The following is a 24,860-nucleotide window of genomic DNA, read 5'->3' as shown; positions in this document are numbered from 1 at the left end:
CAGCCCGTCCTGGGCTGGTCACCACGCGTCGACGCAGGCAGTCGTCGCCCTCGGTCTACGCCTTACGCCATGCCACCTCATTGCGCAGATAGACCGGCGTCACCGCATGCGGCGGCGCGCCGCGCTCGCCACGCGCCCAGGCGGCAGCAGCGAGACGCGCAATGTCTTCAGCCGCCGGCAGCTCGTCGGGCAGGGTCTGGGGCAGCACAGCCTGTATTTCCACCGGCATGCGCGCCAGCAGTTGCCAGCCGCTGCCGATGCCCAGCCATTCGCGATCACCGCTATCCGCCGGCAGGCGCAGCCGCTCGGGGGCGATCACACGCTCCTCGAGGCAGGGCGTCAGCTCGCCGTCGGCACAGCGATAGGCGCCGACGTAGATCTCGTCCATACGCGCATCCAGGGCCGCGATCACGTGACGCGCATGCCACTTGCGGTGTGCCGCCAGTGCCAGCGCCTCGAGAGTAGACACCCCCATCAGCGGCAGTTCGGCGCCGTAGGCAAGGCCCTGGGCGATACCCGCAGCAATGCGCAACCCGGTGAACGAACCGGGGCCATGACCATAGGCGATGGCATCCAACGCCGCGAGATCGAGATCGGCCTCGGCGAGGAGCTCGTCGATCATCGGCAGCAGCCGGCGGGTATGTTCGCGCGGGGCGATTTCAAAACGATGAATCAGATCGTCGTCCCGCCAGAGCGCGCAGGAGCAGGCGGTCGAGGAGGCGTCTAGGGCCAGCAGCGTCGACATCGGTTTCCCGGGGTGACTACAAAAAGAGGGGCGAGTATAGCGCGTGAACAGCGTGGCGACGACCGCCCCGCCGACTGGCGGGACGGTCACACGGTCTCAGCCCTCGAGGGCGGCGAGCACGCGGGAGCGGATATCGTCGACGCTGCCGACACCCGCGATACGGTGGTAGGCTGGCGCCGCGTCGGGATCTTCAGCGGCCCACTCCTGATAGTAACCGATCAGCGGCGCAGTCTGGTCGTGATAGACCGAAAGGCGATGACGCACGGTCTTCTCGCTGTCGTCGTCACGCTGGATCAGCGGCTCGCCGGTGACATCGTCCTTGCCCGGCTCGCGCGGCGGCTTGTACTCGAGGTGGTAGACGCGCCCGGAATCCGGGTGGACGCGGCGCCCGGCCAGACGCTTGACGATCTCCTCGTCGTCGACCGCGATCTCGACCACGTGATCCAGCTTGATGCCGGCATCCTTCATGGCGTCGGCCTGCGGCAGGGTGCGCGGGAAACCGTCGAACAGAAAGCCGTTGGCGCAATCCGGCTGCGCGATGCGCTCCTTGACCAGGGCGATGATCAGATCGTCCGACACCAGCGAGCCGCTGTTCATGGTCTCCTTGACCTTGATCCCCAGTTCGCTGCCTTCCTTGACGGCGGCACGCAGCATGTCGCCGGTAGAGATCTGCGGGATATGGAAGTGCTCGCAGATGAACTGAGCTTGGGTGCCCTTGCCAGCGCCAGGGGCGCCCAAGAGGATCAAACGCATCGATACAGCTCCTTCATGAATGGCATCGTTCTTATGTGACCTCACGGTCGCCCGAGGCGACGCCGGTGACATCGTCAGTGGCACATGACGATACCTTTCGCCACTCGGGCGCACAAGGCTCGGTTGGGCGTAGAGCGGGCCCGAGGCGGCAAATCCCGGGGATAGGGGCACGAAGATGCCGATGACCATCCCCAAAACGTCGATAGACATCCATAAAAAAACGCCGATGGCCTTCCATAAAAAACGCCGATGGCTCCCGCAGGAGCCATCGGCGCTGGTACTGCCGAACCGCGCGCTTAGACCAGCAGGCGGCGGATGTCGGTGAGCACCTGAGCCAGATAGGCGGTGAAGCGCGCCGCATCGGCCCCATTGACCGCGCGGTGGTCGTAGGAGAGCGACAGCGGGCACATCAGCCGCGGCTTGAACTCCGAGCCGTTCCAGACCGGTTTCATCTGCGACTTGGAGACCCCCAGAATCGCCACTTCCGGCGTGTTGACGATCGGCGTGAAGGCGGTGCCGCCGATCGAGCCCAGGCTGGAGATGGTGAAACAGCCACCCTGCATCTCGTCGCGCTTGAGCTTGCCCTCCTGGGCGCGCCCGGCGAGGTCGATCACCTCCTTGGCCAGCTCGATGATGCCCTTCTGATCCACATTGCGGATCACCGGCACCATCAGGCCGTTGGGGGTGTCCACCGCCACGCCGATGTGGAAGTACTCTTCTGGATGAGCTTGTCGCCATCCGGATGCAGCGAGACGTTGAACTGCGGGAACTTCTCCAGCGCCTTGGCCGCGGCCTTGATCATGAACGGCAGCGGCGTGAGCTTGGCGCCCTGCTGCTGCGCTTCGTCCTTCATCGCCTTGCGGAAGGCTTCCAGCTCGGTGATGTCCGCCTCGTCGAACTGGGTGACGTGGGGCACATTGAGCCAGCTGCGATGCAGGTTGGTCGCCCCTGCCTTCATCAGGCGGCCCATCGGCTTCTCTTCGATCTCGCCGAACTGGCTGAAGTCGACCGCCGGTACCGGCGGGATGCCCGCACCGCCGCTGGCTGCGGGCGCTGCTGCCTGCCCACCGCCCTGCTTGCGTGCCTGCATCACCTGCTTGACGAAGCCATCGACGTCATCCTTGAGGATGCGTCCCTTGGGACCGGAGCCCTTGACTTCGCTCAGCTCGACGCCCAGCTCGCGGGCCATCTTGCGTACCGCGGGGCCAGCGTGCACGTGGGCACCGGCGCTCTTGTCATCGCCGTGCTTGTGCCGCGCTTCCGGGCTCGGCTCGCCGCCCTGCTGCTTCTGCGCGCGCGAGTCGGTCGCGGCCTTGGCATCGTCTTTCTTGGCCGCCGGCGCCTTAGACTCGGCCTTGCCCTTGTCACCACTGGACTTGGCGGCTTTCTTCTTGCCGCCCGACTGGCCGGCGACTTCGACGTAGCCGATCAGGTCGCCCTCGGAGACGCTGTCGCCCTCCTTGACCGCCAGCTCGTACCTTGCCCTTGACCGGGCTGGGCACATCCATGGAGGCCTTGTCGGACTCCAGGGTGATCAGGGTGTCTTCCTTGTCGATCTCGTCGCCTTCGCTGATCGCGACTTCGATGATCTCGACGCCTTCGCTGCCGCCGATATCCGGCACGCGAATCTCCTGACGACCGCCTGCGCTGTCGTCGGTGTCTTCGTCGTCATCGCCGTCTTCGTCGGCGCTGTCTTCTTCGGCATCGGCGCTGTCGTCGGCGCTCGGCGCCTCGGCATCGCCCGCCGCCGGCGCATCGTCTTCGGCGTCGTCGTCGTCGCCCTCACCGGCAATCTCCATGGTGCCGATCAGGTCACCCTCGGAGACGCTGTCGCCCTCCTTGATCGAGAGCGAGACGATCTTGCCGCTGTAGGGGCTGGGCACGTCCATGGAGGCCTTGTCGGACTCCAGGGTGATCAGCGTGTCTTCGGCGCTGATCTCGTCACCCTCGCTCACCGCGACTTCGATGATCTCGACGCCGTCACCACCGCCGATATCCGGCACCTTGACCTCGACGGTGCGCTTGCCGCCACCGCTGGACTTCTTCTTCGGCGCCGCTTCGCTGGCGGAGGACTGCTCGGACTCATCGTCCTGGCTCTCTTCCTGGGCGTCACCCGCTTCGGCGTCGCTTTCGTCCTGCTCGGCGTCGGCGTCACCCTCGCCTTCCGCTTCGAGTTCGAGGATATCGTCGCCTTCGGAGACGGTGTCGCCCTCCTTCACCAGCACCTTGACGACCTTGCCGGCCTTGGGTGCCGGCACGTCCATCGAGGCCTTGTCGGACTCCAGCACGATCATGGTGTCTTCGGCGGCGATAACGTCGCCTGCCTGCACCGAGATCTCGATGATTTCGACACCGTCGCTACCGCCGATGTCGGGAACTTTGATGATTTCGCTACTCAAGGTCGCGCTCCTCTGATCATCCGCCAGCGCGTCACGCACACGCACCGGCTCAACTGGCCGCGGTCACCACCCGTTGGGGTGATGACCCTGCGATGGAAACTGCCGATCAAGACACCAGCGGGCTGGGCTTGGCCGGATCGAGGCCATATTTCTTCATCGCGTCGTTGACGACCTTGCCGTCGATCTCACCGCGTTTGGCCAGGGCACGCAGCGCCTGAACGGTGACGTAGTAGCGGTCGACCTCGAAGAAGTGACGCAGCTGCTCACGCGTATCGGAGCGGCCGAAGCCATCGGTACCCAGAACATGGAAGTCACCCGGCACCCAGGCACGGATCTGGTCGGCATAGAGCTTCATGTAATCGGTCGCGGCGATCACCGGCCCTTCGGTGCCTTCGAGCTGCTGCGACACCCACGGCTTCTCGCGCTTCTCGTCGAAGTCGAGGAACTGCTGACGATCGTATTCCAGCGCTTCGCGACGCAGCTCGTTGAAGCTGGTCACGCTCCAGACATCAGCGACCACACCATGCTCTTCGGCGAGCATCTCGGCGGCGGCTTCGACTTCGCGCAGGATGGTACCGCTGCCCAGCAGCTGGACCCGCGGCTGCTTCTTCTTGGCGGCGGCCTTGCCTTCGCGCAGGCGGTACATACCGCGCACGATGCCCTCTTCGCTGCCTTCCACCATCTCCGGATGCGCGTAGTTCTCGTTCATCACGGTCAGGTAGTAGAAGCAGTTCTCCTTGTCCTGGAACATGCGCTTGAGGCCGTCCTGGACGATCACTGCCACTTCGTGGCCATAGCAGGGGTCGTAGGCGCGGCAGGTGGGCACCGTGGACATCAGGATGTGGCTATGGCCGTCCTGGTGCTGCAGACCTTCACCGTTGATGGTGGTACGCCCGGCGGTGCCGCCGACCATGAAGCCGCGCGCCTGCAGGTCGCCGGCGGCCCACACCAGGTCACCGATACGCTGGTAGCCGAACATCGAGTAGTAGATGTAGAACGGCATCAGCGGCAGGTGATGGTTGGCGTAGGCGGTCGCCGCGGCGATCCACGCCGACATCGAACCGGCTTCGGTGATGCCCTCTTCGAGGATCTGACCCTTCTTGTCCTCGCGGTAGTACATGATCTGGCCGGCATCCATCGGCTCGTACTTCTGGCCTTCGGCGGCGTAGATACCGAGCTGACGGAACATCCCTTCCATACCGAAGGTGCGCGCTTCGTCAGGAATGATCGGCACCACCCGCGAGCCCAGCTGCTTGTGCTTGACCAGACCGTTGAGCACACGCACGAAGGACATGGTGGTGGAGACTTCGCGGTCGCCGGAGCCCTTGAGCTGGGTGGCGAACATCTTGTCGTCGAGCCCCGGAATCTCCAGCGCCTCGAAGTCCGACTTGCGCGCCGGCAGGAAGCCGCCGAGCCTCTCGCGCTGGAGATGCAGGTACTTCATCTCCGGGCTGTCGTCGTCGGGCTTGTAGTAGGGGATGTCGCCGCTCTCGATCTGCTTGTCGGAGACCGGGATGCCGAAGCGGTCACGGAACGCCTTGAGCGCGTCGACGTCCATCGACTTGATCTGGTGCGCTTCCATGTCGGCTTCGCCGTGGCCGCCACCCATGCCGTAGCCCTTGACGGTGTGCGCCAGGATCACGGTTGGACGCCCATTGGCGTTGTTGACCGCCTCATGGTAGGCCGCATAGACCTTCTGCGGGTCGTGGCCACCGCGGTTGAGACGGAAGACCTCCTCGTCGGAGTAATCCTTGACCATCTCGGCAGTCTCTTCGTACTTGCCGAAGAAGTTGTCGCGGGTGTACTTGCCACCCTGGGCCTTGTAATTCTGGTACTCGCCGTCGACCGCCTCGTCCATGCGCTTCTGCAGCATGCCCTTGGTGTCTTTCTCGAACAGCGGGTCCCACAGACCGCCCCAGACCACCTTGATGACGTTCCAGCCGGCACCGCGGAACACGCCTTCGAGCTCGTCGATCACGCGCGAGTTGCCACGCACCGGACCGTCGAGACGCTGCAGGTTGCAGTTGATGACGAAGATCAGGTTGTCGAGCTTCTCGCGGCTGGCCAGATGCAGCGCGCCGAGGGATTCCGGCTCGTCGCACTCGCCGTCGCCGAGGAAGGCCCAGACCTTGCGGTCCTGCATGTCCTCGAGCTCACGCGAGTTGAGATACTTCATCACGTGGGCCTGATAGATCGCCTGGATCGGACCTAGCCCCATGGAGACGGTGGGGAACTGCCAGTAGTCCGGCATCAGGTAGGGGTGCGGATAGGACGGCAGACCTTCGCCATCGACTTCCTGACGGAAGCTGTCCATCTGCGTCTCGTCGAGGACGCCCTTCCAGGAAACGAGCGCGCGTAGATGCCCGGCGTCACGTGGCCCTGGATATAGAGCAGGTCACCCTTGTGGTCACCGTTGTCGGCGCGGAAGAAGTGGTTGAAGCCGACTTCATAGAGGGTCGCGCTGGATTGGTAGCTGGCGATTGTGGCCACCCAGTCCCTTGTGCTTCTTGTTGGCCCGCAGCACCTGGACCATGGCGTTCCAGCGGATCGCCGAGCGGATCTTGCGCTCGATGAACATATCGCCGGGAATCTTGGCTTCACGATGCACCGGAATGGTATTGCGGTGCGGCGTGGTGCCGGAGAACGGCGGCGAAGAGCCGTCACGACGCAGGCGGTCAGCCAGCCGACTCAGGATGTACCGAGCGCGCTCCTCGCCCTCATGCTCGACGACCGACCGGCCAGGGAGTCCAGCCATTCCGTGGTTTCGACCGGATCGAGATCTTCTCGTGTCTCCAGACTCATAGACAACTCTCCGAATGGGAAAAAGGTTTGCCATTCGCCCGGCCGTGGCGGGTAGCCGCAGCGGGGCTTGGGAATATGCGCTCTTCGGTGCAGGTGCAGCTCTTTTGGGGCCGCTTTCCGAGATTGTTCGGCTGTAACTGAATTACAGCGGGCGTGCGTGACGCGGAAAATCCGGCGAAGAAGATACCGCAAAACGCGCACCGCTGCCAATTCATCGCCGCCTCTCCTGGCGTCAAACGCTCGTATAAATCCCGCTTTTTCAAGCACTTGTATTTTGAGCCAGACGACGATCGATGCCCCGCCAGGCGGTAGCGAATTTACCTCGGGGCAAACCAACGCTGAATTGACACACTCACCGCCAAGCCCTGGCCTAAGCCGCTGACCTCCTCACCATAGCAGCCGGCCAGGGTTTGTCAGGCCGGGGGCTGTCAGGCTAGCGGCTGTCAGGCAGTGGCTCTGCTCAGACAGCGACGCAGATAGGCCCAGTCGAAGGCCGGACCGGGATCGCGCTTGCGCAGCGGCGCGATGTGCGCGTGGCCCCCAGCCGCGCCGCGTGATCGCCGGGTAGTGCTGCATCAGGGCAGAGAATACCGTCGCCAGGGCGTGGTACTGCGCCGCCCGATAGGGGCGCTCGTCGGTGCCCTCCAACTCGATACCGATGGCGAAGTCGTTGAGCCCCTCGCGCAGGCGGCCAGAGTCGTCGCGCCAGCGCGAACGCCCGGCGTGCCAGGCGCGGGCATCGAAGGGCACGAACTGCACCAGCTCGCCATCGCGCGGATCAGCAGATGCGCCGAGACCCGCAGCGCAGCGATGGTGGCAAAATACGGGTGCGCCGTAGGTGGCAGCGTATTGGTGAACAGCTGTTCGATCGCCGGCCCGCCGAACTCGCCCGGCGGCAGGCTGATACCGTGCACCACCACCGCCGAGACCTCCCCCGCGGGGCGGGCGTTGGCGTTGGGCGAAGGCACCCGCCGCGCCTGGGTCAGCCAGTGCTGATCGAGCGTCAGCGTCATGCGTCGCCCTCCGGGTCGCGGGCCACCTGCACCAGGCGCTCATCGCGCGGGCTGATGCCGAAGTGGTGACGATAGCTGGTGGAAAAGTGCGCCCCGAGGAGAAGCCGTGAGCCAGGGCGATATCGCCCACCGCCTGATCGCTCTCGCGCAGCAGCCGGCGCGCGCGCTGCAGGCGCAGGTTGAGATAGTAGCGCTGGGCACCGCCTGCAGATGCTTCTTGAACAGCCGCTCCAGCTGACGCCGGGAGATCCCCAGATGCGCCGACAGCTCGTGGGTGGTGAGCGGCTCTTCGATATTCGCCTCCATCAGCGCCACCGCCTCGAGCAGACTCTCCGGGGCGTTACCCAGTCGCGAGCGCAGCGGCAACTGCTGGGGCTCGTCGGCCATACGGATACGCTCGCACACGAAGTGCTCGGAGATGCGTTGGGCCAGCGCCGCCCCCTGCTGCTGCCCGATCAGGGTCATCAGCATGTCCATTGCCGCGGTGCCGCCGCCGCAGGTCAAACGGTCGCGGTCGATCTCGAACAGCTGATGCGAAACGTGGATCGCGGGAAAGGCACGGCTGAAGGATTCGGCGCTGGCGTAGGGGATAGAGGCGCGATAGCCGTCGAGTACCCCGCGCGGGCCAGCCACTGGGTGCCGCCCGCGATACCGCCGAGCGTCACCCCCCGCTGGGCCAGCCGCTTGAGCCAGGCAAGCAGGGTGTCGCTGGCATCGCGTGCCACCTCGACGGCCAGCGGCGGCGCGCACACGAACAGCAGATCGAGATGGCGCGCATCGCTGCCGGCCACGCCCTGGGGTGTCAACGCCAGCTCGGCCACGCTGGCCACCGGGCGGCCATCGATGCCGAAGGTCGTCACCCCTAGAGACGTCGCTCGGCCAGGCCATTGGCAACGATCAGCGGCTCGATGGCGCAGGCCTGGGCCAACAGCGAAAATCCGGGCAGGAGAACGAACCCCACCTGCCGTGGGGCATCGTGGGCCGACGTGGTCACGCTGTCGAGACTCTTGGCATCACGCCCGCGGGCCCCCGCCGCCCTGGCCGCTCAACGCACGCGGATCACATCTGGACGACATCGAACTCGACCATCGGATCGACCTCAGCATCGTAATCGACGTCGTCGCGCTCGAAGCCGAACAGCTTGAGGAACTCGTGCTTGTAGCCGGCGTAGTCGGTGAGCTCGAACAGGTTGTCACTGGTGACCTGCGGCCACAGCGCCTTGCACGCATCCTGGATATCGTCGCGCAGTTCCCAGTCATCCAGACGCAGGCGTCCGGCCTCGTCGAGCGGCGGCTCGCCGTCGGCATACAGGCGCTCGCCGAACAGCCGATTGAGCTGCTCGATGGTGCCCTCGTGGACACCCTGTGCCTTCATCACCTTGTAGACCATGGAGATGTAGAGCGGCATCACCGGAATCGCGGCGCTGGCCTGGGTCACCACCGACTTGAGCACTGCCACGTTGGCGCTGCCGCCCTGCTGACCGAGGCGCGCATCGATCTCGCCGGCGGCGCGATCGAGGTCTTCCTTGGCCTTGCCCAGGGCACCGTGCCAGTAGATCGGCCAGGTGATATCGGTGCCGATATAGCTGAACGCCACCGACTTCGCACCGGGTGCCAGCACGCCGGCCTTGTCCAGGGCGTCGATCCACAGCTCCCAGTCCTGGCCGCCCATGACATCGATGGTATCGGCGACCTCCTGCTCGGTGGCCGGCTCCACCGACGCCTCGATGATGGTGTCCTTGTTGGTGTCGATGGCGGTCGCGGTGTAGGTCTCGCCGATCGGCTTGAGGCTGGAGCGCTTGAGCTCGCCGCTGTCCGGCATCTTGCGCACCGGCGAGGCGAGCGAGTAGATCACCAGATCGATCTGGCCCATGTCTTCACGGATCAGCTCGATCGCTTTCTCGCGGACTTCGTGGGAGAAGGCGTCGCCATTGATCGCCTTGCTGTAGAGTCCTTCGGCCTTGGCGAACTTGTCGAACGCGGCGGCGTTGTACCAGCCCGCAGTCCCCGGCTTCTTCTCGCTGCCGGGCTTTTCGAAGAACACACCCAGGGTGTCGGCACCGTAGCCGAAGGCAGCGGTGATGCGCGGGCGGCCAGGCCGTAACCGCTGGAGGCACCGATGACCAGCACGTTGCGCGGCCCGCCTTCGACGCCATCGAGATGGGCGCGGGTCGCCTCGATCTGTTCGAGCACGTTGCGCTCGCAGCCGAGCGGGTGAGTCGTGGTGCAGATGAAACCGCGGACCTTGGGCTTGATGATCACGTCTAACCTCGTCTTTCAGTACCGAATCGGGACGCTCCAGGAGATGCCTCCCACAGCGATGTTGTGCGCATTCTAACAGGGTGACGAAAACTTGTGCGCAGGCCACGTAGGCTTGTGTCTGCCTGCCCACTGTCCGAAGATGGCGCGCCATATCTCCCCCCGAGCCCCTGCGGCCAGAGAGTCAGCATGAGCGACGAACAGGAAATCGAAACGTTGATCGCCCGTCGCGGCGCGCTGTGGCTGGCGCTGTCAGCGCTGTGGCTGGAGCGCGAGCCGCGCGAGACGGATTTTGCGCGCATGGTGCGCGAGATCGAGGCCAGCGGTCTGACGCTGAAAGAGCTGGAGTGGGTCTATCGGCTGGAGATGTCGCCGGTGATGGTGCGCTATCAGGTGTCGATGGCGGGCGAGTGGCGCGCGTTCGACGAAAACCTGCTGCTCTTGCGCCTGGTTCGCCATAACCGCCGCCTGAGCGGCACACGCAAGGCCGTTGCCACCCTCTTTTCCGGGCTCACCACCATGATGAGCCGGCCGCGCTTCGACGAGCTGGTGTATCGGTTGATGGTGGCGCGCGGCGAACGCCCGCCCACCTGAGCGCCCACCCATCTGAGAAACTCACACGAGGCTCACGCCGAGAACGGCGTATCCAGCGCTTTCTGGATGTCTCGCCGCAGCGAGCGTGGCGACGCCCGCGGGCCGAAGCGGCGGATGATCTGGCCATCGCGGCCAACCAGGAACTTGGTGAAGTTCCACTTGATCGGCGTGCTGCCGAGAAACCCCGGCGCCTGCCGCCTCAACTGCGTGAACAGCGGATGGGCGTCGCGGCCGTTGACCTTGACCTTTTCCATCACCGGGAAGGTCACCGAGTAGCGCTGTTCGCAGAAAGCGCCGAACTGGCTGGCCGACTCCGGCGACTGGCGGCCGAACTGATTGCATGGAAAGGCGAGAATGGTGAAACCCTGGTCGCGGTACTCGCGATAGAGCTTCTCCAACCCCTCCAACTGGGGTGTGAAACCGCACTGGCTGGCGACGTTGACCACCAGCAGCACCTGGCCACGCAGGGCGCGCAGATTGAAGGGTTCGCCGGCATGGGTGCGGCAGTCTTGCGTGTACAGCGACATGGCGGGCCGCTCATCCTGACCTGGAACGCCGTCGCCGCGAAGCGCGACGGGTTCGTTGAACATCGAGGCGACAAGGTTGCCACGCCGGGCAGCGCTTCACCAGCCATCCTGGCGCAATGCCAGTTCCAGCGCGACACGGGTATCCGGCGTGGCGTGCTCCAGGGCCAGCGCCGCTGATGGTGTCATCCAGCTGACCGCCGCCACCTCCTCCGGCTGCAGGCGCAGTGGGCCGGCGTAGCGCACCCCGTAGAGGCTGCCGTAGATGCGCAGGGCGCCGTCGACGAAACGGAATTCGCCCAGTGCGGCCAACGGTACCCGCCGAATGCCCAGCTCCTCCTCCAGCTCGCGCCGCGCCGCCGGCAGCGTCGCCTCCCCCGCTCCGACCACGCCGCCGGCGGCAAGATCGTACCAGCCCGGGTGGGTCTCCTTGATCAGGGTCCGCGTCTGTACGCAGAGCTCACCGGCCGGATTGCGCACCACGATGTAGGTGGCGCGATGCCAGCATCCCAGGCGCCGCAGGGTCACCCGGGAGGTGCTGCCACAGGGGCGGTTGCGAGGATCGACGAGCTGCACCTGCTCGTCGGCGATCACGGTCTCGCTCATGAAACGCTCACGCTCTTTCGGCCAGAAGATGCGCGCCAGCTTAGCACCCTCCATCCTCCTCATCGCCTGCCGCTGCGTCTCAGTGCTTTATGCCATGCCCTTGCCATTCCCCACTGCCGCCTGGGTCGACTATCACACCAACGTCATCGCCCAGCGCTAGGCTCCAGGGTCAAAGCCATCAAGTCTCAGGCTTCGGAGGTCGGGCATGATCGATGACACCCCGCGCACTGAGCTTTCCACCCACCGGGTCGAGGGCCAGATTTCTACGCCCGCCACATGTGATTTCCGTTCCAACAATGCCGCCCTAAGCGGCGCTCGTGCTGCGCGACCTCGGCGCCGGAGGGAGGGCTTTCCAACCCCGCCATTTTTAGGTATACAATGCACCTTTCAATCTGCCTTCATGCATCATGATTCGAACAATAACAAGAACCAATTCATGAGAAAGGAAGAACCACATTGAACGTAAAAGGCACACAAGTGGTTGAGTTCCTGCTATCCAAATACCTCAATATTTCCAAATCCAACGACCAGTACCGCCGCCTAGGCTTGATTCTCATCACGATTCTCTCTTGCACTGCCATATCGGCGTTTTTCACATTCTACAACCTGGTCATTGACTACTACCCACCTCTTTTTTACGTCGATTTGATCGGCACATTACTGGGTGGATTATCGCTATACCTTTCCTGCGTTTTCGCTGGATCTTACTGGCATCATTCATTTTGATACTGATGGTGACAGGTGTCTGCTTCATGGTCATGGTAGACAGAAACAACCTGGACTACTCGCTGGCCTGGGCCTTTGTCGCGCCATTGATCAGCATCTTTTTGCTGGGCTACCTGTATGGCACGCTTTACAGCCTTCTGTATTTAGCGTTTGTCATGTGGCTATCAGGCAGCAACCTGGGCATTTGGCAGCCAGCCCCCTGGGACAGGGACTCTTTCGCCAACATCATCGCCATTTATCTATTGCTTTTCATGCTGTCGTGCTATTACGAAGCCAGCCGTCGCTACGCTCACCAGCTTCTCCAGGAATCCAACGACAAACTGAGGACTCTGGCATCGACTGACGCCTTGACCGGGCTATTCAATCGTCGCCATATGGAAGACCTACTCCTGAACTCAGAGAAAAGCTTATTTATCATCATGGCCGACGTGGACAATTTCAAAAGTATCAATGATGAATTCGGGCACGCGGTCGGCGACGAGGTTCTCGTCAGTCTGGGCAAGGTCATGCAGTCTGTCGCAGGCCCCGATGGCACCGTCGGACGATGGGGTGGTGAAGAGTTCATCATCGCGATCCATGCCGACCACGAAAAAGAAGTGATGAGACTCCCGCAGCGCTTGTTGGAAGCCGTCTCGAGCCATCCGTTCGCTACAGGGCGCCCAGTGACGGTCAGTCTCGGATGTGCATTTCACAACGCCAAAGAGCACCGTGCAACACTACGCTGCGTGGATGAAGCCCTATACAGCGCCAAAACCTCGGGCAAGAATTGTTACAAGCTGGTCAAATATTCTCTCTAATTAAAGATACGGGACCGCCCGCGTCGGTGCGATCCCATATCTGAAACCAGCTACTATCAATCTAAAACCAGCTACTATCAATCTTCGAACAACGGCGCACAAGGCTGCATCATTTCATTGGCCCGCCCATGACTCAATGTCGTCGCCCCCTCACCGGCCACCTTGAGCCGTTTGGTTTCAGTAACCCCCTTGACGTCGAACTCCAGCCCGCCCAAGCGATCTGTAAACAAAAAATAGTAGCGTAGCTGCTGACTGTCAGCCAGGTTCAACCATAGCGTATAGGGGCTATCATCTCCCCCATGATTATCCGCTTGAAAGCCAAGGGGTACGGCGCAAGTATTGATCATCGAACGCACCTGCATAAGCCGATCTACTCGGCCCTCTTGGGTACGATGCATATAACGATAGAAGCAAGCCCGCTGAAAACGCTGAACCGGGGTGTCCCCACCCGGGCAGGTATACACGGGGTTATCATTGATCGCCTCTGACAACCCCCATTGATAAAACCAATACTGCGACATCACCAACTGCGTCTCATAACTGGGCTGGTTGGTCACTACCGTATATTGCGGATTCTCGTAAAAAACCATTTTCCCGTCATGCAATTCGATCACCGCGGAATCGCCTTTTGCATCCGACAACGCAACATGCATTCAGCACCAGAGGACTCGTCACCTGGGACAGACTCACTCACAAGATGAATGTGGTGGCACTTGAAATACTCGAGTACACTACCCACAGTGGCAAAGCCGTCAAGTATGAATTGCCCCCAGCGCAGAACGCTCAGCGCATGAAAGTCGCCACTGGACGGTACCGCACCATAATCGCAGCCAGCGTCGTAGAGAACATTAACAACCAATCCCGCTTCATTGATACCATCATCGGTGCCAAACACCCCCTCTTCTCCCACTTGCGTCGTCACCGACGCATAGCGTGCTTGCCACGTTAAAATATGCGCTTTATCGATTCCCAGCTCGAGCGCTTGCTCCGAACCGAGCCCCTGGCAGTAGCGGTTGGCGGGCTGACAGTAGACATACGCAGGCAACATGAACTCCCAATCCATGCATCGACCGACCGTCACATGGGAGACATCGATATTGTTCAAAACCCTGGTACACATGGACCCTTTCCTTTTTTATACCGGCTGCTGCAGAGACAGCGCCTGGCTCACGTTAGCGCGGGCTGAAAAAAAGCCCGACACATTATCCAGCCCATTCATCACAAGGGAAAAACGCCCCACAAAAAACCGAGACGCGACCCGGAACAGCCTTATCGAGACAGCCAGACGACGCCTATTGATTCAGCATCGAAATTGGCTTTGGACGAAAACCATCCGACTCGACAATACAGCATTCAAGACCGACTGAAGCGCCAGCACGGTCCGTTCTTCACCGATTTTTGCCTTGGCTGAGTGCTAAGACCTAGTCCTCGCTCGCTGACTTTTCACCCCAGCGCAAGCACCCTGCACTCACCTCATCGTCTCCTGCATCACCTTCCCCGCGTGTTTCCCCTCGCTCAGGCCAATGCCTGCCGCATTGGTCGAAGGCTGCGCTCAACCTAGGCGCCGGGCGCTATGCTCAGGAGTCCCCTATCGAATCTCAGGCTTCGGAGACCGCGCATGACCGATTATGCCCCGCGTACCGAGCTTTCCACCCACCGGGTCGAGAATCAGCCTTGCGCGCCCGCCGTCGCCGATCTCTGGGCCAGCGATGCCGCCCTGCGCGATGCCGTCGCCTACGCGGCCCCGGCCTGGGTCAGCGAGCGCTTGGCGCGTCTGGGCAAGCGCCTGGGCCAGCCCGACATCGCCGAGTGGGCCGACCAAGCCAACCGCTATCCCCCCACGCTGCGCGCCTTCGACCGTTACGGCCAACGCCTCGACGAGGTCGACTACCACCCCGCCTACCATGCGCTGATGACGTTGGCGATCGAGGGCGGCTGGCACGCCGTGGCCTGGGAGCGCGAGCATGACGGCGGCCATCAGGCCCACGTCGCCGGGCTCTATCTGCTGACCCAGGCCGAACCCGGCTTCTGCTGCCCGCTCACCATGACCCATGCGGCGATGCCGGTACTGCGCCATCTCGAAGCCGACACGGGCTGGCAACAGCGCCTGCGCGGCTGCCACTACGACCCCCGCGCGCTGCCGGCGTGGCACAAGTCGACCAACACCTTCGGCATGGCGATGACCGAAAAACAGGGCGGCAGCGACGTACGCCGCAACACCACCCGGGCCGAACCGGTCGAAGCCCCGGGCAGCGGCGCCTGGTATCGGCTGAGCGGGCACAAGTGGTTCTGCAGTGCGCCGATGTCGGACGCCTTTCTCACCCTGGCGCAGACCGATGCGGGTCTCTCCTGCTTTCTCGCCCCACGCTTCACCCCGGATGGTGAGCGCAACGCGATCGAGCTCCAGCGGCTGAAAGAGAAGTGCGGCAACCACGCCAACGCCTCCGCCGAGATCGAGTACCGCGGCGCCTGGGCACAACTGGTGGGCGAGCCGGGGCGCGGCGTCGCGGCGATTCTGGAGATGGTGCAGCAGACCCGGCTGGATGCCGCTACCGCACCGGCCGGCATGATGCGCCAGGCACTGCAAGCCGCCCACGCGCATGTCAGCGGACGCGCGGCCTTTGGCGCCCGCCTGGTCGAGCAGCCTCTGATGCAGCGCGTGCTCGCCGACCTGGCACTGGAGACCGAGGCCAGCCTGTGGCTAGCCATGCGCGGCGCCCGGGCCATGGATCGCGCCGCCACCGACGCCCATGAAGCGGCGCTGTCACGACTGCTGCCGGCACTGGCCAAGTTCTGGCACAACAAGCGCGGCCCCGGCTTCATGGCGGAGGCGATGGAGTGCCTGGGCGGGATCGGCTACGTGGAGGAGTCACCGCTGGCGCGTCTCTACCGCGAGGCGCCGGTCAACTCGATCTGGGAGGGTTCGGGCAACGTGATCTGTCTCGACGTGCTGCGCATCCTCGCGCGTCACCCGGAGAGCATTACGGCGTTGCGCCAGGAACTGGCACCGGCACGCGGCGGGCATCCAGCGCTGGATAGCGCCCTGGAAGAGCTCGATACCCTGCTCGCCGCACCCGCCGAGACGCAGGCGGCGCAGGCACGCTGGCTGACCCAGCGCATGGCCCAGGCGCTGCAGGCCGTGCTGCTGCTGCGCCAGGCGCCGACCGCCGTGGCGGAGACCTTCTGTGCCACGCGCCTGGCCGCGCCCACGCCGCAGTATGGCGTGCTGCCGACTGCCGCCCCGGTGGCCGAGATCCTGGCGCGGCTGGGGTGAACGGCCGCTAGCTCAGCCCAGCGCGACCCTCGCTGCCAACCCCAGCAGTAACCACACCGGTAAGGCGGTTGATCCACACCGCACGACGCTGCAGCCACGGTAACACCCGCGAATGCGAAAGCAGCAGCGCCACCAGCACATACCAGCCGCCGTCCCACCAGGGTCGCCGTAGCCACGATCAGCCAGCGCCCGGCGGCACTCATGTCGGCACTCACGAACTGGCTCAACAGCGCGACGAAGAACACGATCAGCTTGGGGTTACCCAGCGCCACCAGCAGGCCATCGCGCATGGCCATCCGGCGGCCACTGGCGACCTGCGCCACCCGCAGCCCTTCGCCACCCCCGGCGCGCAGCGCCTGCACGCCTAACCAGGCCAGATAGAGCGCACCACCCAGCGTCACCAGCCGGAACAGCCAGGGTTGATGCGCGATCACCGTGGCCAGGCCGAGCACGGTCAACCCGGCATAGAGCCCCACCCCAGCGCATGGGTGAGCGCCGCGACCACCCCGGGCGCACGCCCGCCGCTGACGGTGTGGCGCATCACCATGGCCAGACTCGGGCCCGGCGACATCGCCCCCAGGGCACAGATCAGCAACAGCGACAACCAGAGTTCCGGGGACACGCTCAACTCCTTGCATGACTCGATGTGACTAGGCTTTTTATAAAAAGTCGGCGAGCGATGACCATGACAGCCGGCCAGGCCTGGACGAGTGCAGACGTTACTACCCGCGGGCGCACAGAGCCAGCATGCCGATATCGTCCGGTCGCTAGTCACCCGTCGTACGCTATCCAGCGCCAAGCGCCATCTACCAAGCGCCATCCACCAAGCGCCATCCACCGAGCACTATCGCCAGGACACTTTTCCCCGTCTACGCTGTCACAGGTCCAGACACCAAGGAGGTGGACCATGAGCCTATTCAAGCGTGATGACTCGCAAGCGCGAGTCGACCGTATCCGCGACGACATTCACGATATTGGCGATCAGAGCCGGGCGCTGGGACGCGACCTGCGCGACGATACCGCGGACGCCATCGAGGAAGCCCGCCTGCGCAGCGAGGAGCAATATGCCCGCACGGCAGCCGAAGCCCGCCGGCGCCAGCGCCGCCTGAGCCATTCGACCCGCCGCTCTCTCGACGAGTGCGACCGCTATGTACGCGACAACCCGTGGCGGGCCATCGGCGCTGCGGCAGCCGCAGGCGCGGTGATCGGCCTGCTGCTCGGCCGCCGCTGACACAGGTCGCACGTGGAGGCGTCAAGTCGCGAGTGGAGGGGTAGCGAGAATCCGCACGCGGTAACCATAGCTTCAATGATTAACCACGATTAAACTTTCCAATCGAAGCTGTGGAATATTGAGAACGATAGTCGTTTAATCGTGGCACACCCGCTTTCAGGAGATCCGAGATGAGCGCTGACAAGTGGCAGACGATCGACGTGAAACACATCGACAGATCCGCCCGATCCCTACATGCCTGTTCGTTGGACCCGTCGATTCGCTGTCTCGCCGAGCTGCGGGCATCTCAGATCAACGGCTGCCTGACCTGCACCCACTTCCGCCAGGAGCAGGCGGAGGCGCTGGGCATCGCTCCCAGCAAGCTCTCGGCGCTCGACGCCTGGTCCGAATCCGACGAGTTCGACGAGCGTGAAAAGGCCGCACTCGCCTGGTGTGAATCCTTCACCCGCTTCCGCCCGGCCGACCCGGCCATGCGCAAGCTGGCGCTCACCGCGTTCTCGGCGCGTGAACTGGCCGACCTGACCATGGCGATCGAGATGACCAGCGCGCTGAGCCGCGCTTCGCGCCGCGCAGCGATCTGATCGCGTCGTCCGGTCTCTTCAGAGCTCATCCTCGAAGCCCCGCCAAGGCGGGGTTTTCGACCTCTACCGCTAGATACACAGCTCAAAAAAGTAGCATTAGAGGTTCACCTGGCAGAAAGCGTCAGCCACCGTGACGCGGTCACGGACGTGCCCTCACTCCACCCGCTCGATCTCATCATGCAGATGACCCACGATGCTACCCTCGGCCTCCAACGCAGCGGGATCGAGCAGATGCACCCAGCCGCGCAGACGGCGTAGTACCCCCTCCTGACGAAAGGCGGTCAAGGTCCGGCTGACGTGCACCGGAGAGAGCCCCAGCGCATCGGCGAGCTGCTGCTGTGACAGCGGCACGCGGAAGCACTCTCCTATCGAGTCGTCGTTACGCTTGGTGCGCGAATAGAGTTCGAACAGGAGATAAGCGACCCGCTGACGCGCGCTGCGCCGCGACAGGTGAACGAGACGCTCGCTCAATAGCGCCTGCTGGTAGGAAGAGACGGCAAAGCACAATGAGGTCAGACGCGATGAGTCGCGGAAGATTTCGATCAGCCGCCGGTGCGGCGTCAGGCGGATCTCGCCATCCTCCAGCATCGCCACGCTCGACAGCCGCTGCTTGAAAGGGAACTCGCGCAGCCCGATCACATCCCCCGGCATGAACACTTCCAGGATATGGCGGGTGCCATCCTCCAGATCACGGAAAGAGTAGGCCCAGCCCCGGCTCAGTGTACCGAACTCGCGTGCGGCATCGCCCTCACGCCAGAACACCTGCCCCTTGACCATTTCCAGAGCCGGACCTTCCAGTCCATCGAGCCGACGGCACTCGCTCGCGGACAAGCTACCATAATGTTTGAAATGCTGAGATAGACAGCCTTCCTGCTGACCCATGCTTCCTTGCCTTTTGAAATTTTTCAGGCATGACAGCATGTTAGGAAAGCGAGTTATATAACACCGGTTAGATCGGCGAGCGAAATGGCACCCAGAGGATCAGGCTCACCTGCGCTCTGCCGATAAACAATCGAGGCCCTCTTCATCGACGACAGGACGTTACCCCATGCAAGAGAGTGCAGATTTCGACTACGCAGGATTGTGGCAAACCGCACTTCATGGTGCCCTATCCAAGCATGGTCTCGCCCGCTCGGAAGCGAACACCAAAGACCCGGCTTACCGGGAAGCCTTATGCGAAGCCTTCGGCTTCTTCCTGCTCACCTGTTACGCAACCTCGGTTCGCGAACTCCGCGCCACGCCCTGGTGCCCACTGGAGGGGCTGGATGCCGCCAGGCTGGTGGCCATGGAGAAACTCCATCTCCACCCCCACAATGCCCGCTCGATGATCGAACAGGACCTGCTCTGGGCACTGCATCCCGAGCTGTGTGAGTTCACCCTGCCGGAGGCCGCTCAGGACACCTGCCGCCAGACCTTGAACGCCGCCGGCCTTGCCGACTGCCTGGATGCCAAGTCCAGCGACTGAAACACGACGGACAGCCGCGCTCTCGACCATCCGAGCGCGGCGGTGAAGAAATCCCGGGCACTGCCGATAGAACGATGAGATTGCTAACGAAATTTAGCGGTTTTTTTCATGGCTGTGACAAGGAACGCGTCGTGCGCTTGACGAAACACGAACTGGCAAGCCTCCCCGAACGCAAACGCAGCCGGCGTCAACCGGGGAGCCTGGCAAGTCTGGCCGCACAAGCGGGCATGCCGCTGGGAACCCTCAAGAGCCGGGTCAAGACCCTGGTCGACCGGGGCTACGATCGCGACAAGGCGATCAAGCTGGCGCTGGAGACACCGATCGGACCACAAGGAAGACCCCGCAAGGCCTGAATGACCCGCTACCGCAATAGAAGCGGCAAGCCGTGCCGCGGATGGCGCCGAGCAGTCAAGGTTCGTTTACATGCGCTGGCACCATAGCGGGTTCGAACAAGAAAGCTGAGCGCTTTCCAGATGCGAAGCTAATTATACTTAACAATCGACGGCTAGTTACAATTTTCCCATGCTGCGGCGTGAAAAACCGGCGTAGACTGCTTTTGTGAATCACCAGACTGCCCGTGCAAGCGAGCCGGTCTACGTTCGATTCATGACAGACACAGACGACCATGAACGGAAGTGCGCATACAAGCGCACTCGAAGCATGTCATAACGTAATACCGCCCGCGGCCGCCCTCCACCACCATGGAGATCAGCGCGCCACGGGCTTTTCATTTGATCCGTCATAGCCCCTTGACCCTCCAATCCGCTGTGGTCGCACCCCATGGTTATTGACGCTGGCCTACGTGACACTGGCCGATCGCCCTGCACTATCGCAGCGTAAGAAAAAAACATTCAACATTAGAATGCGCTAAATAGTGAAAAATGCGCCATCTTGGCGCATGATTCATGCCATCACGATCCGAAGGCGAGCGACAAGCACCGCCCGCCACATCGCGTTCATGGTCGCTTCTCTGAGCGATCTTTCCGCCCGATGCCAACGCATCGGGCTTTTTTGCGTCGGCGAAATATCAGGATGGCTACGCACGCGTCCGACGATCATCGCGTGCCCCGGCGCATCTTGCGTCTTACTCTCAGGTACCGGTATGAAGCGACATTGGAGCCTTGTGCGCCTCCTGCTCGCCCTCCAGACCGATCATCTCGTCGTACGGGGACTGCTGTACCAGATACAGAGGCACCCCATCGAACCCACCGGCATGGCGCAGACGCTTGCGCGCATCCTGCAGTGAGGCGGGCCGCAGCACCTCGCCCGATTCGTTCTGGACCACCTCGCTGCCCGCCGAGGTCACCGCTCGATAGAGGAAGAGATCGCCTTCGAGCTTTTCGACATGGAGCTCCTCGATAGCGCCCTGCCGAGCGAGTTTCACCAATTCTTGAAATGTCATCGTCGCCTCCCAAGCGTTGCAGCCAGAGCACGGCTAATGCCCACGCCAACCAATGACACAAGTCTTGTACGATATTTTTATTCTGTACAGCTTTTCATTTTTGAAGCCTTCCCGATTCGTCAGAGACGCCAACGCCCCGACTGCGAGGCAATCAGGGCGTTGGTGGTCGAGACCTCGTCAGTCGAGGACTTGTCAGCCGCAGCGTTGTCAGCCACCGGTTGGCGATTGGCGCGCGGCGTGGCGCGACGTCATCGCCAGCAACACAATGGCCAGCACACAGGCGCCGATCAACAGCGCAAAGCCCCCGTCCCAGCCGTAGGCATCTACGGTGTAACCCACCAGCGCACTGGCGGCGACCGAGCCACCCAGATAGCCGAACAGGCCAGTGAACCCCGCCGCGGTGCCGGCCGCCTTCTTGGGCACCAGCTCGAGCGCATGGAGACCGATCAGCATCACTGGGCCATAGATCAGAAAACCGATGGCGATCAGGCTGAACATATCGAGCATGGCGTGCCCGGGGGGTGTCAGCCAGTAGAGCGCGGTGAACAGGGTCACCAGTACCATGAAAGTGATCCCGGTTGCCGCACGGTTGCCCTTGAATAGCCGGTCGGAGAGCCAGCCGCACAGTAGCGTGCCCGGGATGCCCGCCCACTCGTAGAGGAAGTAGGCCCAAGAGGATTTATCGACGGTGAAGCCCTTCACCTCCTGCAGGTAGGTGGGCGCCCAGTCGAGCACGCCGTAGCGCAGCAGGTAGACGAAGACGTTGGCCAGCGCGATGTACCACAGCAGCCGGTTCTTGAGCACGTGCTCGACCAGGATCTCGCGAGTGGAGAACTCCTTCTCGTGGGAGTCGTCGTACCCTTCCGGGTAGTCGTTCTTGTACGCCTCGATCGGTGGTAACCCACAGGTCTGGGGCGTATCGCGCATGGTCAGAAAAGCGAATACCGCCACGCCCACCGCTACCGCTGCGGGCACATAGAATGCCGAGTGCCAGTCGTTGTACCAGGCCATACCCAGGATGAAGAGCGGTCCAATCAACCCGCCGCCGACGTTATGGGCGATGTTCCAGGTCGACACGATGCGCCCGCGCTCCTTTTGCGACCACCAGTGCACCATGGTGCGACCACAGGGCGGCCAGCCCATGCCTTGCACCCAGCCATTGAGGAACGCAGCACGAACATGATCGCCACACTGGACGTGGCCCAGTCGGTAAAGCCGAACAGGAACATGATCAGCGCCGAGAGCAGCAGCCCGGTCGGCAGAAAGAGGCGCGGGTTGGAACGGTCGGAGACCGCGCCCATCAGAAACTTCGAGATACCGTAGGCCACCGAGACCCCGGCCAGCGCCAGCCCAGGTCACCACGCGAGTAGCCCTGCTCCACCAGATGCGGAATCGCCAGGGGTGAAGTTCTTGCGCACCAGATAGTAGCCCGCGTAGCCGAAGAAGATCCCGGCGAAGATCTGCCAGCGCAGCCGCCGATAGACCGGATCGATACGCGCCTCGGGCAGCCGCGCCGCCGCGCCACCCGCCTTGAAGATGCCTAGCATGATTACCTCGTGAACACGGAATGAGTGCCGATACCCCACCGGCCGACTCGCCGACAGGCAGGCGAGCACGATGTTCACTTTCGAAAGAGAACGGACGCGCAAACTGTCATATTTCTGTCATATAAGCTGCTAGGCTTTAGTCTAATGGCGCGCGCGAGACCAGCCGGAAGGCACGAAAGGTCTGGCGTGCAGGGGTATGCGCTACACGAATGGAAGGCGCGACGCTTCTACCGCCGACAGACAGGCACGAGGTCTTGTTTGAGGATACATTCTCGATCAATGTGCAGAAATGAACATCCGGCAGCGGTGGGGGGTAGACATCCAGTGTCGCCCTCACGTCAACAAGGTCAGCGATGATCAAATCCGGCGTAGGCATGCGATTTCTAATTGACGGATTTTGAGTTCGAGCGCGAGAAGTCAGTGGCTGTCTACACCCCAAAAAAACAACTACTTACGCAGACCTGAAACCGTCAACGGACGTCTCTAGTCGTCAACGCCGTTAACAGTTGGTTGACACGTCTACAGATAGGGCCAGCATGATGATAGAGATGCAAACCGGCGGATTTTGGATTAAATATAGAAAGACAATCAATAACCTCTGCAAGTCACAAAGGGGTGCTATTCAACCTTTAGAAATAAAACGCACATCCACTACACAGCAGCAATAACCTTTAAAAACTGCAACACAAATTCCTTTATCTGGGTTTTATCATTATAAAGACTTTCAATTTGGCTTTTGTAAATCTTATCCAACCTATCCCCGTCGTAACCTAAGACAGAATAGATGTATAAGTAGCTTGGATAAATTCCCGCATCCTCAAGAACCTTTCTACTTTCAGGCGCCCTTGGTATATATCCATCCACCCTCCCCTTATTAAAAAAAATCTTTGCCACAACATTGTCATATTGCTCAGAAACTGCAACATTCATGCATTTTTGCGCATTAAAATTGCTCGCAACAGAGGCTATAAAAGCAGCCACGCATACAACCTCATCATCCCATTCCTCCTCCCCCTTAATAATCGCCAATATTTTTATTTTGTTCAGCACTGAATTCACCTCTCTATAAGACAATGACTGTCTGGCTGCATAATAGCCTATAAAACCCGAGAGGAGGACGACCATATCAGCTGGTATTAACCCTGCAAGATCACGACTACATTTTTCTTTTGCATACTGATAAAGAGATGACCTCTGAATTGAAGAGTCATTATAGGCTTCGATCACACGAGACAGCGAAACGGTAGTTGATATAAACTTATCCAGATAGATTTCCGCGGCCTTATTCTCGCAGCCGTATAAATGTTTCACTGCACCATACATCTGCGCCTTATTCATGGAAAGCAGAAAAGTGACATAATCCACTTCAAAGACATGCTTTATTTTCTCTATAATCTCTATAGCAAAATTCGGCCTACACCTATCCAGCTCGTCAACTATAAAAACCAGGCCTTTTTTGTCCCCCGCCGTCGCTAACGACTCAAACTTGGATTTAAGTAGAGCTAGACTTTCTTCTTTTTTGCCATAGTTATCAATGGCCTCGCTCAAATAGGCTTCTGTCGACAGCATCATCTCCTTTGCTGCTTCTTGTGCAACAGCGCTATCCATTTCATCCAAATCTATAATTCCACGACTCGCTCCTTTCAGGGCAGCCTTGGTCACACCTTTTAAAAATGGCTTTCCCCATTTTGAAAAATTACGAACTGTTTCATGCCGCTCCCCTTTATCTTCTAGAGATACCATTTCACCTAATAGAGAAACCAACACATCATCTTGAAAGTCGTTCTTAAAAGCATCAAAATAAAGACACCTATACCCCGCCTTCTCGACTTGCTCCGCAAATTTTTTACAAAAATGAGTTTTGCCTGTGCCCCAGCCACCATCAAGGCATATCACTTCTCCGCCATTAAGTGCTTCGACAATTTTCAGCAAACTGGAGCCAGTGTTTTCTGCCAAGTAATCATGAGAAAACGGTGTTATTGACACTTACCCTCCTGATAATCCATGCCCCACTCTTATCAAAACCACCACTTTTCAAAATTCAAACCACATCCAAGCGACACGATCTTTTCTTAGCACTCACCAGCTCTTTTATTCATCGCCAACATCTCTTTAATCTCCTAAAAAAAGCGCTTCCTTATCT

General features: G+C 61.4%; 18 protein-coding genes and 6 pseudogenes. 7 read left to right on the top strand and 17 right to left on the bottom strand.

Going from position 1 to position 24,860, the window contains the following annotated elements:
• Positions 1-55: 55 nt before the first annotated feature.
• The 7 genes and pseudogenes from tsaB to fabV all read right to left on the bottom strand — a co-directional run bounded on the left by tsaB (position 56) and on the right by fabV (position 9,973).
• Positions 56-745, bottom strand: coding sequence for a tRNA (adenosine(37)-N6)-threonylcarbamoyltransferase complex dimerization subunit type 1 TsaB (tsaB, locus tag CN538_RS13480; protein WP_106419763.1), 690 nt, complete (start codon positions 743-745; stop codon positions 56-58).
• A gap of 96 nt (positions 746-841) precedes the next feature.
• Positions 842-1,498, bottom strand: coding sequence for an adenylate kinase (gene adk, locus CN538_RS13475; protein WP_106419762.1), 657 nt, complete (start codon positions 1,496-1,498; stop codon positions 842-844).
• A 296-nt stretch (positions 1,499-1,794) separates the two neighbouring features.
• Positions 1,795-3,897 (bottom strand): annotated as a pseudogene (gene aceF, locus CN538_RS13470) (dihydrolipoyllysine-residue acetyltransferase).
• A gap of 106 nt (positions 3,898-4,003) precedes the next feature.
• Positions 4,004-6,699 (bottom strand): annotated as a pseudogene (aceE, locus tag CN538_RS13465) (pyruvate dehydrogenase (acetyl-transferring), homodimeric type).
• Between the two features lie 443 nt (positions 6,700-7,142).
• Positions 7,143-7,712: pseudogene (gene ampD / locus CN538_RS13460) on the bottom strand (1,6-anhydro-N-acetylmuramyl-L-alanine amidase AmpD).
• Positions 7,709-8,706: pseudogene (locus tag CN538_RS13455) on the bottom strand (GlxA family transcriptional regulator). Before CN538_RS13455 ends, ampD begins: the two co-directional pseudogenes overlap by 4 nt.
• Before the next feature lie 65 nt (positions 8,707-8,771).
• Positions 8,772-9,973, bottom strand: a pseudogene (gene fabV, locus CN538_RS13450) (enoyl-ACP reductase FabV).
• 186 nt (positions 9,974-10,159) lie between these two features.
• Between fabV and CN538_RS13445 the strand changes: the two are divergent.
• Complete coding sequence (locus CN538_RS13445) at positions 10,160-10,564, top strand: DUF7079 family protein (RefSeq protein WP_106419761.1); 405 nt, start codon at positions 10,160-10,162, stop codon at positions 10,562-10,564.
• A 32-nt stretch (positions 10,565-10,596) separates the two neighbouring features.
• On the opposite strand, the gene CN538_RS13440 is transcribed toward CN538_RS13445, so the two are convergent.
• Together CN538_RS13440 and CN538_RS13435 are read right to left on the bottom strand one after the other, a co-directional pair.
• Positions 10,597-11,091 carry a glutathione peroxidase gene (locus CN538_RS13440; RefSeq protein WP_035475934.1) on the bottom strand — a complete coding sequence of 165 codons (495 nt, stop codon included), beginning with the start codon at positions 11,089-11,091 and terminating at the stop codon, positions 10,597-10,599.
• Between the two features lie 96 nt (positions 11,092-11,187).
• Positions 11,188-11,748, bottom strand: coding sequence for an NUDIX hydrolase (locus CN538_RS13435; protein ID WP_242495111.1), 561 nt, complete (start codon positions 11,746-11,748; stop codon positions 11,188-11,190).
• 698 nt (positions 11,749-12,446) lie between these two features.
• Between CN538_RS13435 and CN538_RS13425 the strand changes: the two genes are divergently transcribed.
• On the top strand, positions 12,447-13,217 hold the full coding sequence (locus CN538_RS13425; protein WP_164999605.1) for a GGDEF domain-containing protein: 771 nt from the start codon (positions 12,447-12,449) through the stop codon (positions 13,215-13,217).
• A 77-nt stretch (positions 13,218-13,294) separates the two neighbouring features.
• Here the strand turns inward: CN538_RS13425 and CN538_RS24545 are convergent, their stop codons facing one another.
• A complete protein-coding gene (locus tag CN538_RS24545) occupies positions 13,295-13,831 on the bottom strand; it encodes a linear amide C-N hydrolase (RefSeq protein ID WP_164999604.1) in 537 nt (178 codons plus the stop codon).
• Positions 13,828-14,337 carry a linear amide C-N hydrolase gene (locus tag CN538_RS24540; RefSeq protein WP_106419757.1) on the bottom strand — a complete coding sequence of 170 codons (510 nt, stop codon included), beginning with the start codon at positions 14,335-14,337 and terminating at the stop codon, positions 13,828-13,830. Before CN538_RS24540 ends, CN538_RS24545 begins: the two co-directional genes overlap by 4 nt.
• 498 nt (positions 14,338-14,835) lie before the next feature.
• Here CN538_RS24540 and CN538_RS13410 point away from each other — a divergent pair, with 498 nt between their 5' ends.
• The gene (locus CN538_RS13410; RefSeq protein ID WP_106419756.1) at positions 14,836-16,491 is read left to right on the top strand and encodes an acyl-CoA dehydrogenase family protein; all 1,656 of its coding nucleotides are present in this window, start codon (positions 14,836-14,838) and stop codon (positions 16,489-16,491) included.
• A gap of 12 nt (positions 16,492-16,503) precedes the next feature.
• Here the strand turns inward: CN538_RS13410 and CN538_RS26385 are convergent.
• Positions 16,504-17,062: pseudogene (locus CN538_RS26385) on the bottom strand (LysE family translocator).
• A gap of 336 nt (positions 17,063-17,398) precedes the next feature.
• Here CN538_RS26385 and CN538_RS13400 point away from each other — a divergent pair.
• Complete coding sequence (locus tag CN538_RS13400; protein WP_106419755.1) at positions 17,399-17,722, top strand: glycine zipper domain-containing protein; 324 nt, start codon at positions 17,399-17,401, stop codon at positions 17,720-17,722.
• A gap of 170 nt (positions 17,723-17,892) precedes the next feature.
• Entirely contained in the window at positions 17,893-18,303 is a 411-nt protein-coding gene (locus CN538_RS13395; protein ID WP_106419754.1) for a carboxymuconolactone decarboxylase family protein, read from the top strand.
• A 153-nt stretch (positions 18,304-18,456) separates the two neighbouring features.
• Here CN538_RS13395 and CN538_RS13390 read toward each other — a convergent pair whose 3' ends face one another.
• Positions 18,457-19,080 carry a Crp/Fnr family transcriptional regulator gene (locus tag CN538_RS13390; RefSeq protein WP_242495109.1) on the bottom strand — a complete coding sequence of 208 codons (624 nt, stop codon included), beginning with the start codon at positions 19,078-19,080 and terminating at the stop codon, positions 18,457-18,459.
• 271 nt (positions 19,081-19,351) lie between these two features.
• On the opposite strand from CN538_RS13390, the gene CN538_RS13385 reads away from it, so the two are divergent.
• Positions 19,352-19,768 carry a hypothetical protein gene (locus CN538_RS13385; RefSeq protein ID WP_106419752.1) on the top strand — a complete coding sequence of 139 codons (417 nt, stop codon included), beginning with the start codon at positions 19,352-19,354 and terminating at the stop codon, positions 19,766-19,768.
• A 131-nt stretch (positions 19,769-19,899) separates the two neighbouring features.
• Entirely contained in the window at positions 19,900-20,121 is a 222-nt protein-coding gene (locus CN538_RS19985) for a hypothetical protein (protein WP_129591372.1), read from the top strand.
• A 737-nt stretch (positions 20,122-20,858) separates the two neighbouring features.
• Here CN538_RS19985 and CN538_RS13380 read toward each other — a convergent pair.
• The 4 genes from CN538_RS13380 to CN538_RS13370 form a co-directional block, all read right to left on the bottom strand.
• Positions 20,859-21,170, bottom strand: a complete 312-nt coding sequence (locus CN538_RS13380; RefSeq protein ID WP_129591371.1) for a DUF6482 family protein — start codon at positions 21,168-21,170, stop codon at positions 20,859-20,861.
• A 207-nt stretch (positions 21,171-21,377) separates the two neighbouring features.
• A complete protein-coding gene (locus CN538_RS13375) occupies positions 21,378-22,529 on the bottom strand; it encodes an MFS transporter (protein WP_277985174.1) in 1,152 nt (383 codons plus the stop codon).
• A complete protein-coding gene (locus CN538_RS23065) occupies positions 22,526-22,717 on the bottom strand; it encodes a hypothetical protein (RefSeq protein ID WP_242495108.1) in 192 nt (63 codons plus the stop codon). Before CN538_RS23065 ends, CN538_RS13375 begins: the two co-directional genes overlap by 4 nt.
• A gap of 651 nt (positions 22,718-23,368) precedes the next feature.
• The gene (locus tag CN538_RS13370; protein ID WP_106419750.1) at positions 23,369-24,703 is read right to left on the bottom strand and encodes a KAP family P-loop NTPase fold protein; all 1,335 of its coding nucleotides are present in this window, start codon (positions 24,701-24,703) and stop codon (positions 23,369-23,371) included.
• Positions 24,704-24,860: the final 157 nt, after the last annotated feature.

The sequence above is a fragment of the Salinicola tamaricis genome (assembly GCF_003006155.1).
Classification (GTDB): domain Bacteria; phylum Pseudomonadota; class Gammaproteobacteria; order Pseudomonadales; family Halomonadaceae; genus Salinicola; species Salinicola tamaricis.
This window is presented reverse-complemented; position numbering and strand designations above follow the sequence as displayed.

What these genes read in the sequence shown, in the direction of transcription:
- tsaB (WP_106419763.1), bottom strand. Translation starts at nt 745, where the DNA reads ATGTCGACGCTGCTGGCCCTAGACGCCTCCTCGACCGCCTGCTCCTGC.
- adk (WP_106419762.1), bottom strand. Translation starts at nt 1,498, where the DNA reads ATGCGTTTGATCCTCTTGGGCGCCCCTGGCGCTGGCAAGGGCACCCAA.
- CN538_RS13445 (WP_106419761.1), top strand. Translation starts at nt 10,160, where the DNA reads ATGAGCGACGAACAGGAAATCGAAACGTTGATCGCCCGTCGCGGCGCG.
- CN538_RS13440 (WP_035475934.1), bottom strand. Translation starts at nt 11,091, where the DNA reads ATGTCGCTGTACACGCAAGACTGCCGCACCCATGCCGGCGAACCCTTC.
- CN538_RS13435 (WP_242495111.1), bottom strand. Translation starts at nt 11,748, where the DNA reads ATGGAGGGTGCTAAGCTGGCGCGCATCTTCTGGCCGAAAGAGCGTGAG.
- CN538_RS13425 (WP_164999605.1), top strand. Translation starts at nt 12,447, where the DNA reads ATGGTCATGGTAGACAGAAACAACCTGGACTACTCGCTGGCCTGGGCC.
- CN538_RS24540 (WP_106419757.1), bottom strand. Translation starts at nt 14,337, where the DNA reads ATGTGTACCAGGGTTTTGAACAATATCGATGTCTCCCATGTGACGGTC.
- CN538_RS13410 (WP_106419756.1), top strand. Translation starts at nt 14,836, where the DNA reads ATGACCGATTATGCCCCGCGTACCGAGCTTTCCACCCACCGGGTCGAG.
- CN538_RS13400 (WP_106419755.1), top strand. Translation starts at nt 17,399, where the DNA reads ATGAGCCTATTCAAGCGTGATGACTCGCAAGCGCGAGTCGACCGTATC.
- CN538_RS13395 (WP_106419754.1), top strand. Translation starts at nt 17,893, where the DNA reads ATGAGCGCTGACAAGTGGCAGACGATCGACGTGAAACACATCGACAGA.
- CN538_RS13390 (WP_242495109.1), bottom strand. Translation starts at nt 19,080, where the DNA reads ATGGTCAAGGGGCAGGTGTTCTGGCGTGAGGGCGATGCCGCACGCGAG.
- CN538_RS13385 (WP_106419752.1), top strand. Translation starts at nt 19,352, where the DNA reads ATGCAAGAGAGTGCAGATTTCGACTACGCAGGATTGTGGCAAACCGCA.
- CN538_RS13380 (WP_129591371.1), bottom strand. Translation starts at nt 21,170, where the DNA reads ATGACATTTCAAGAATTGGTGAAACTCGCTCGGCAGGGCGCTATCGAG.
- CN538_RS23065 (WP_242495108.1), bottom strand. Translation starts at nt 22,717, where the DNA reads ATGCTAGGCATCTTCAAGGCGGGTGGCGCGGCGGCGCGGCTGCCCGAG.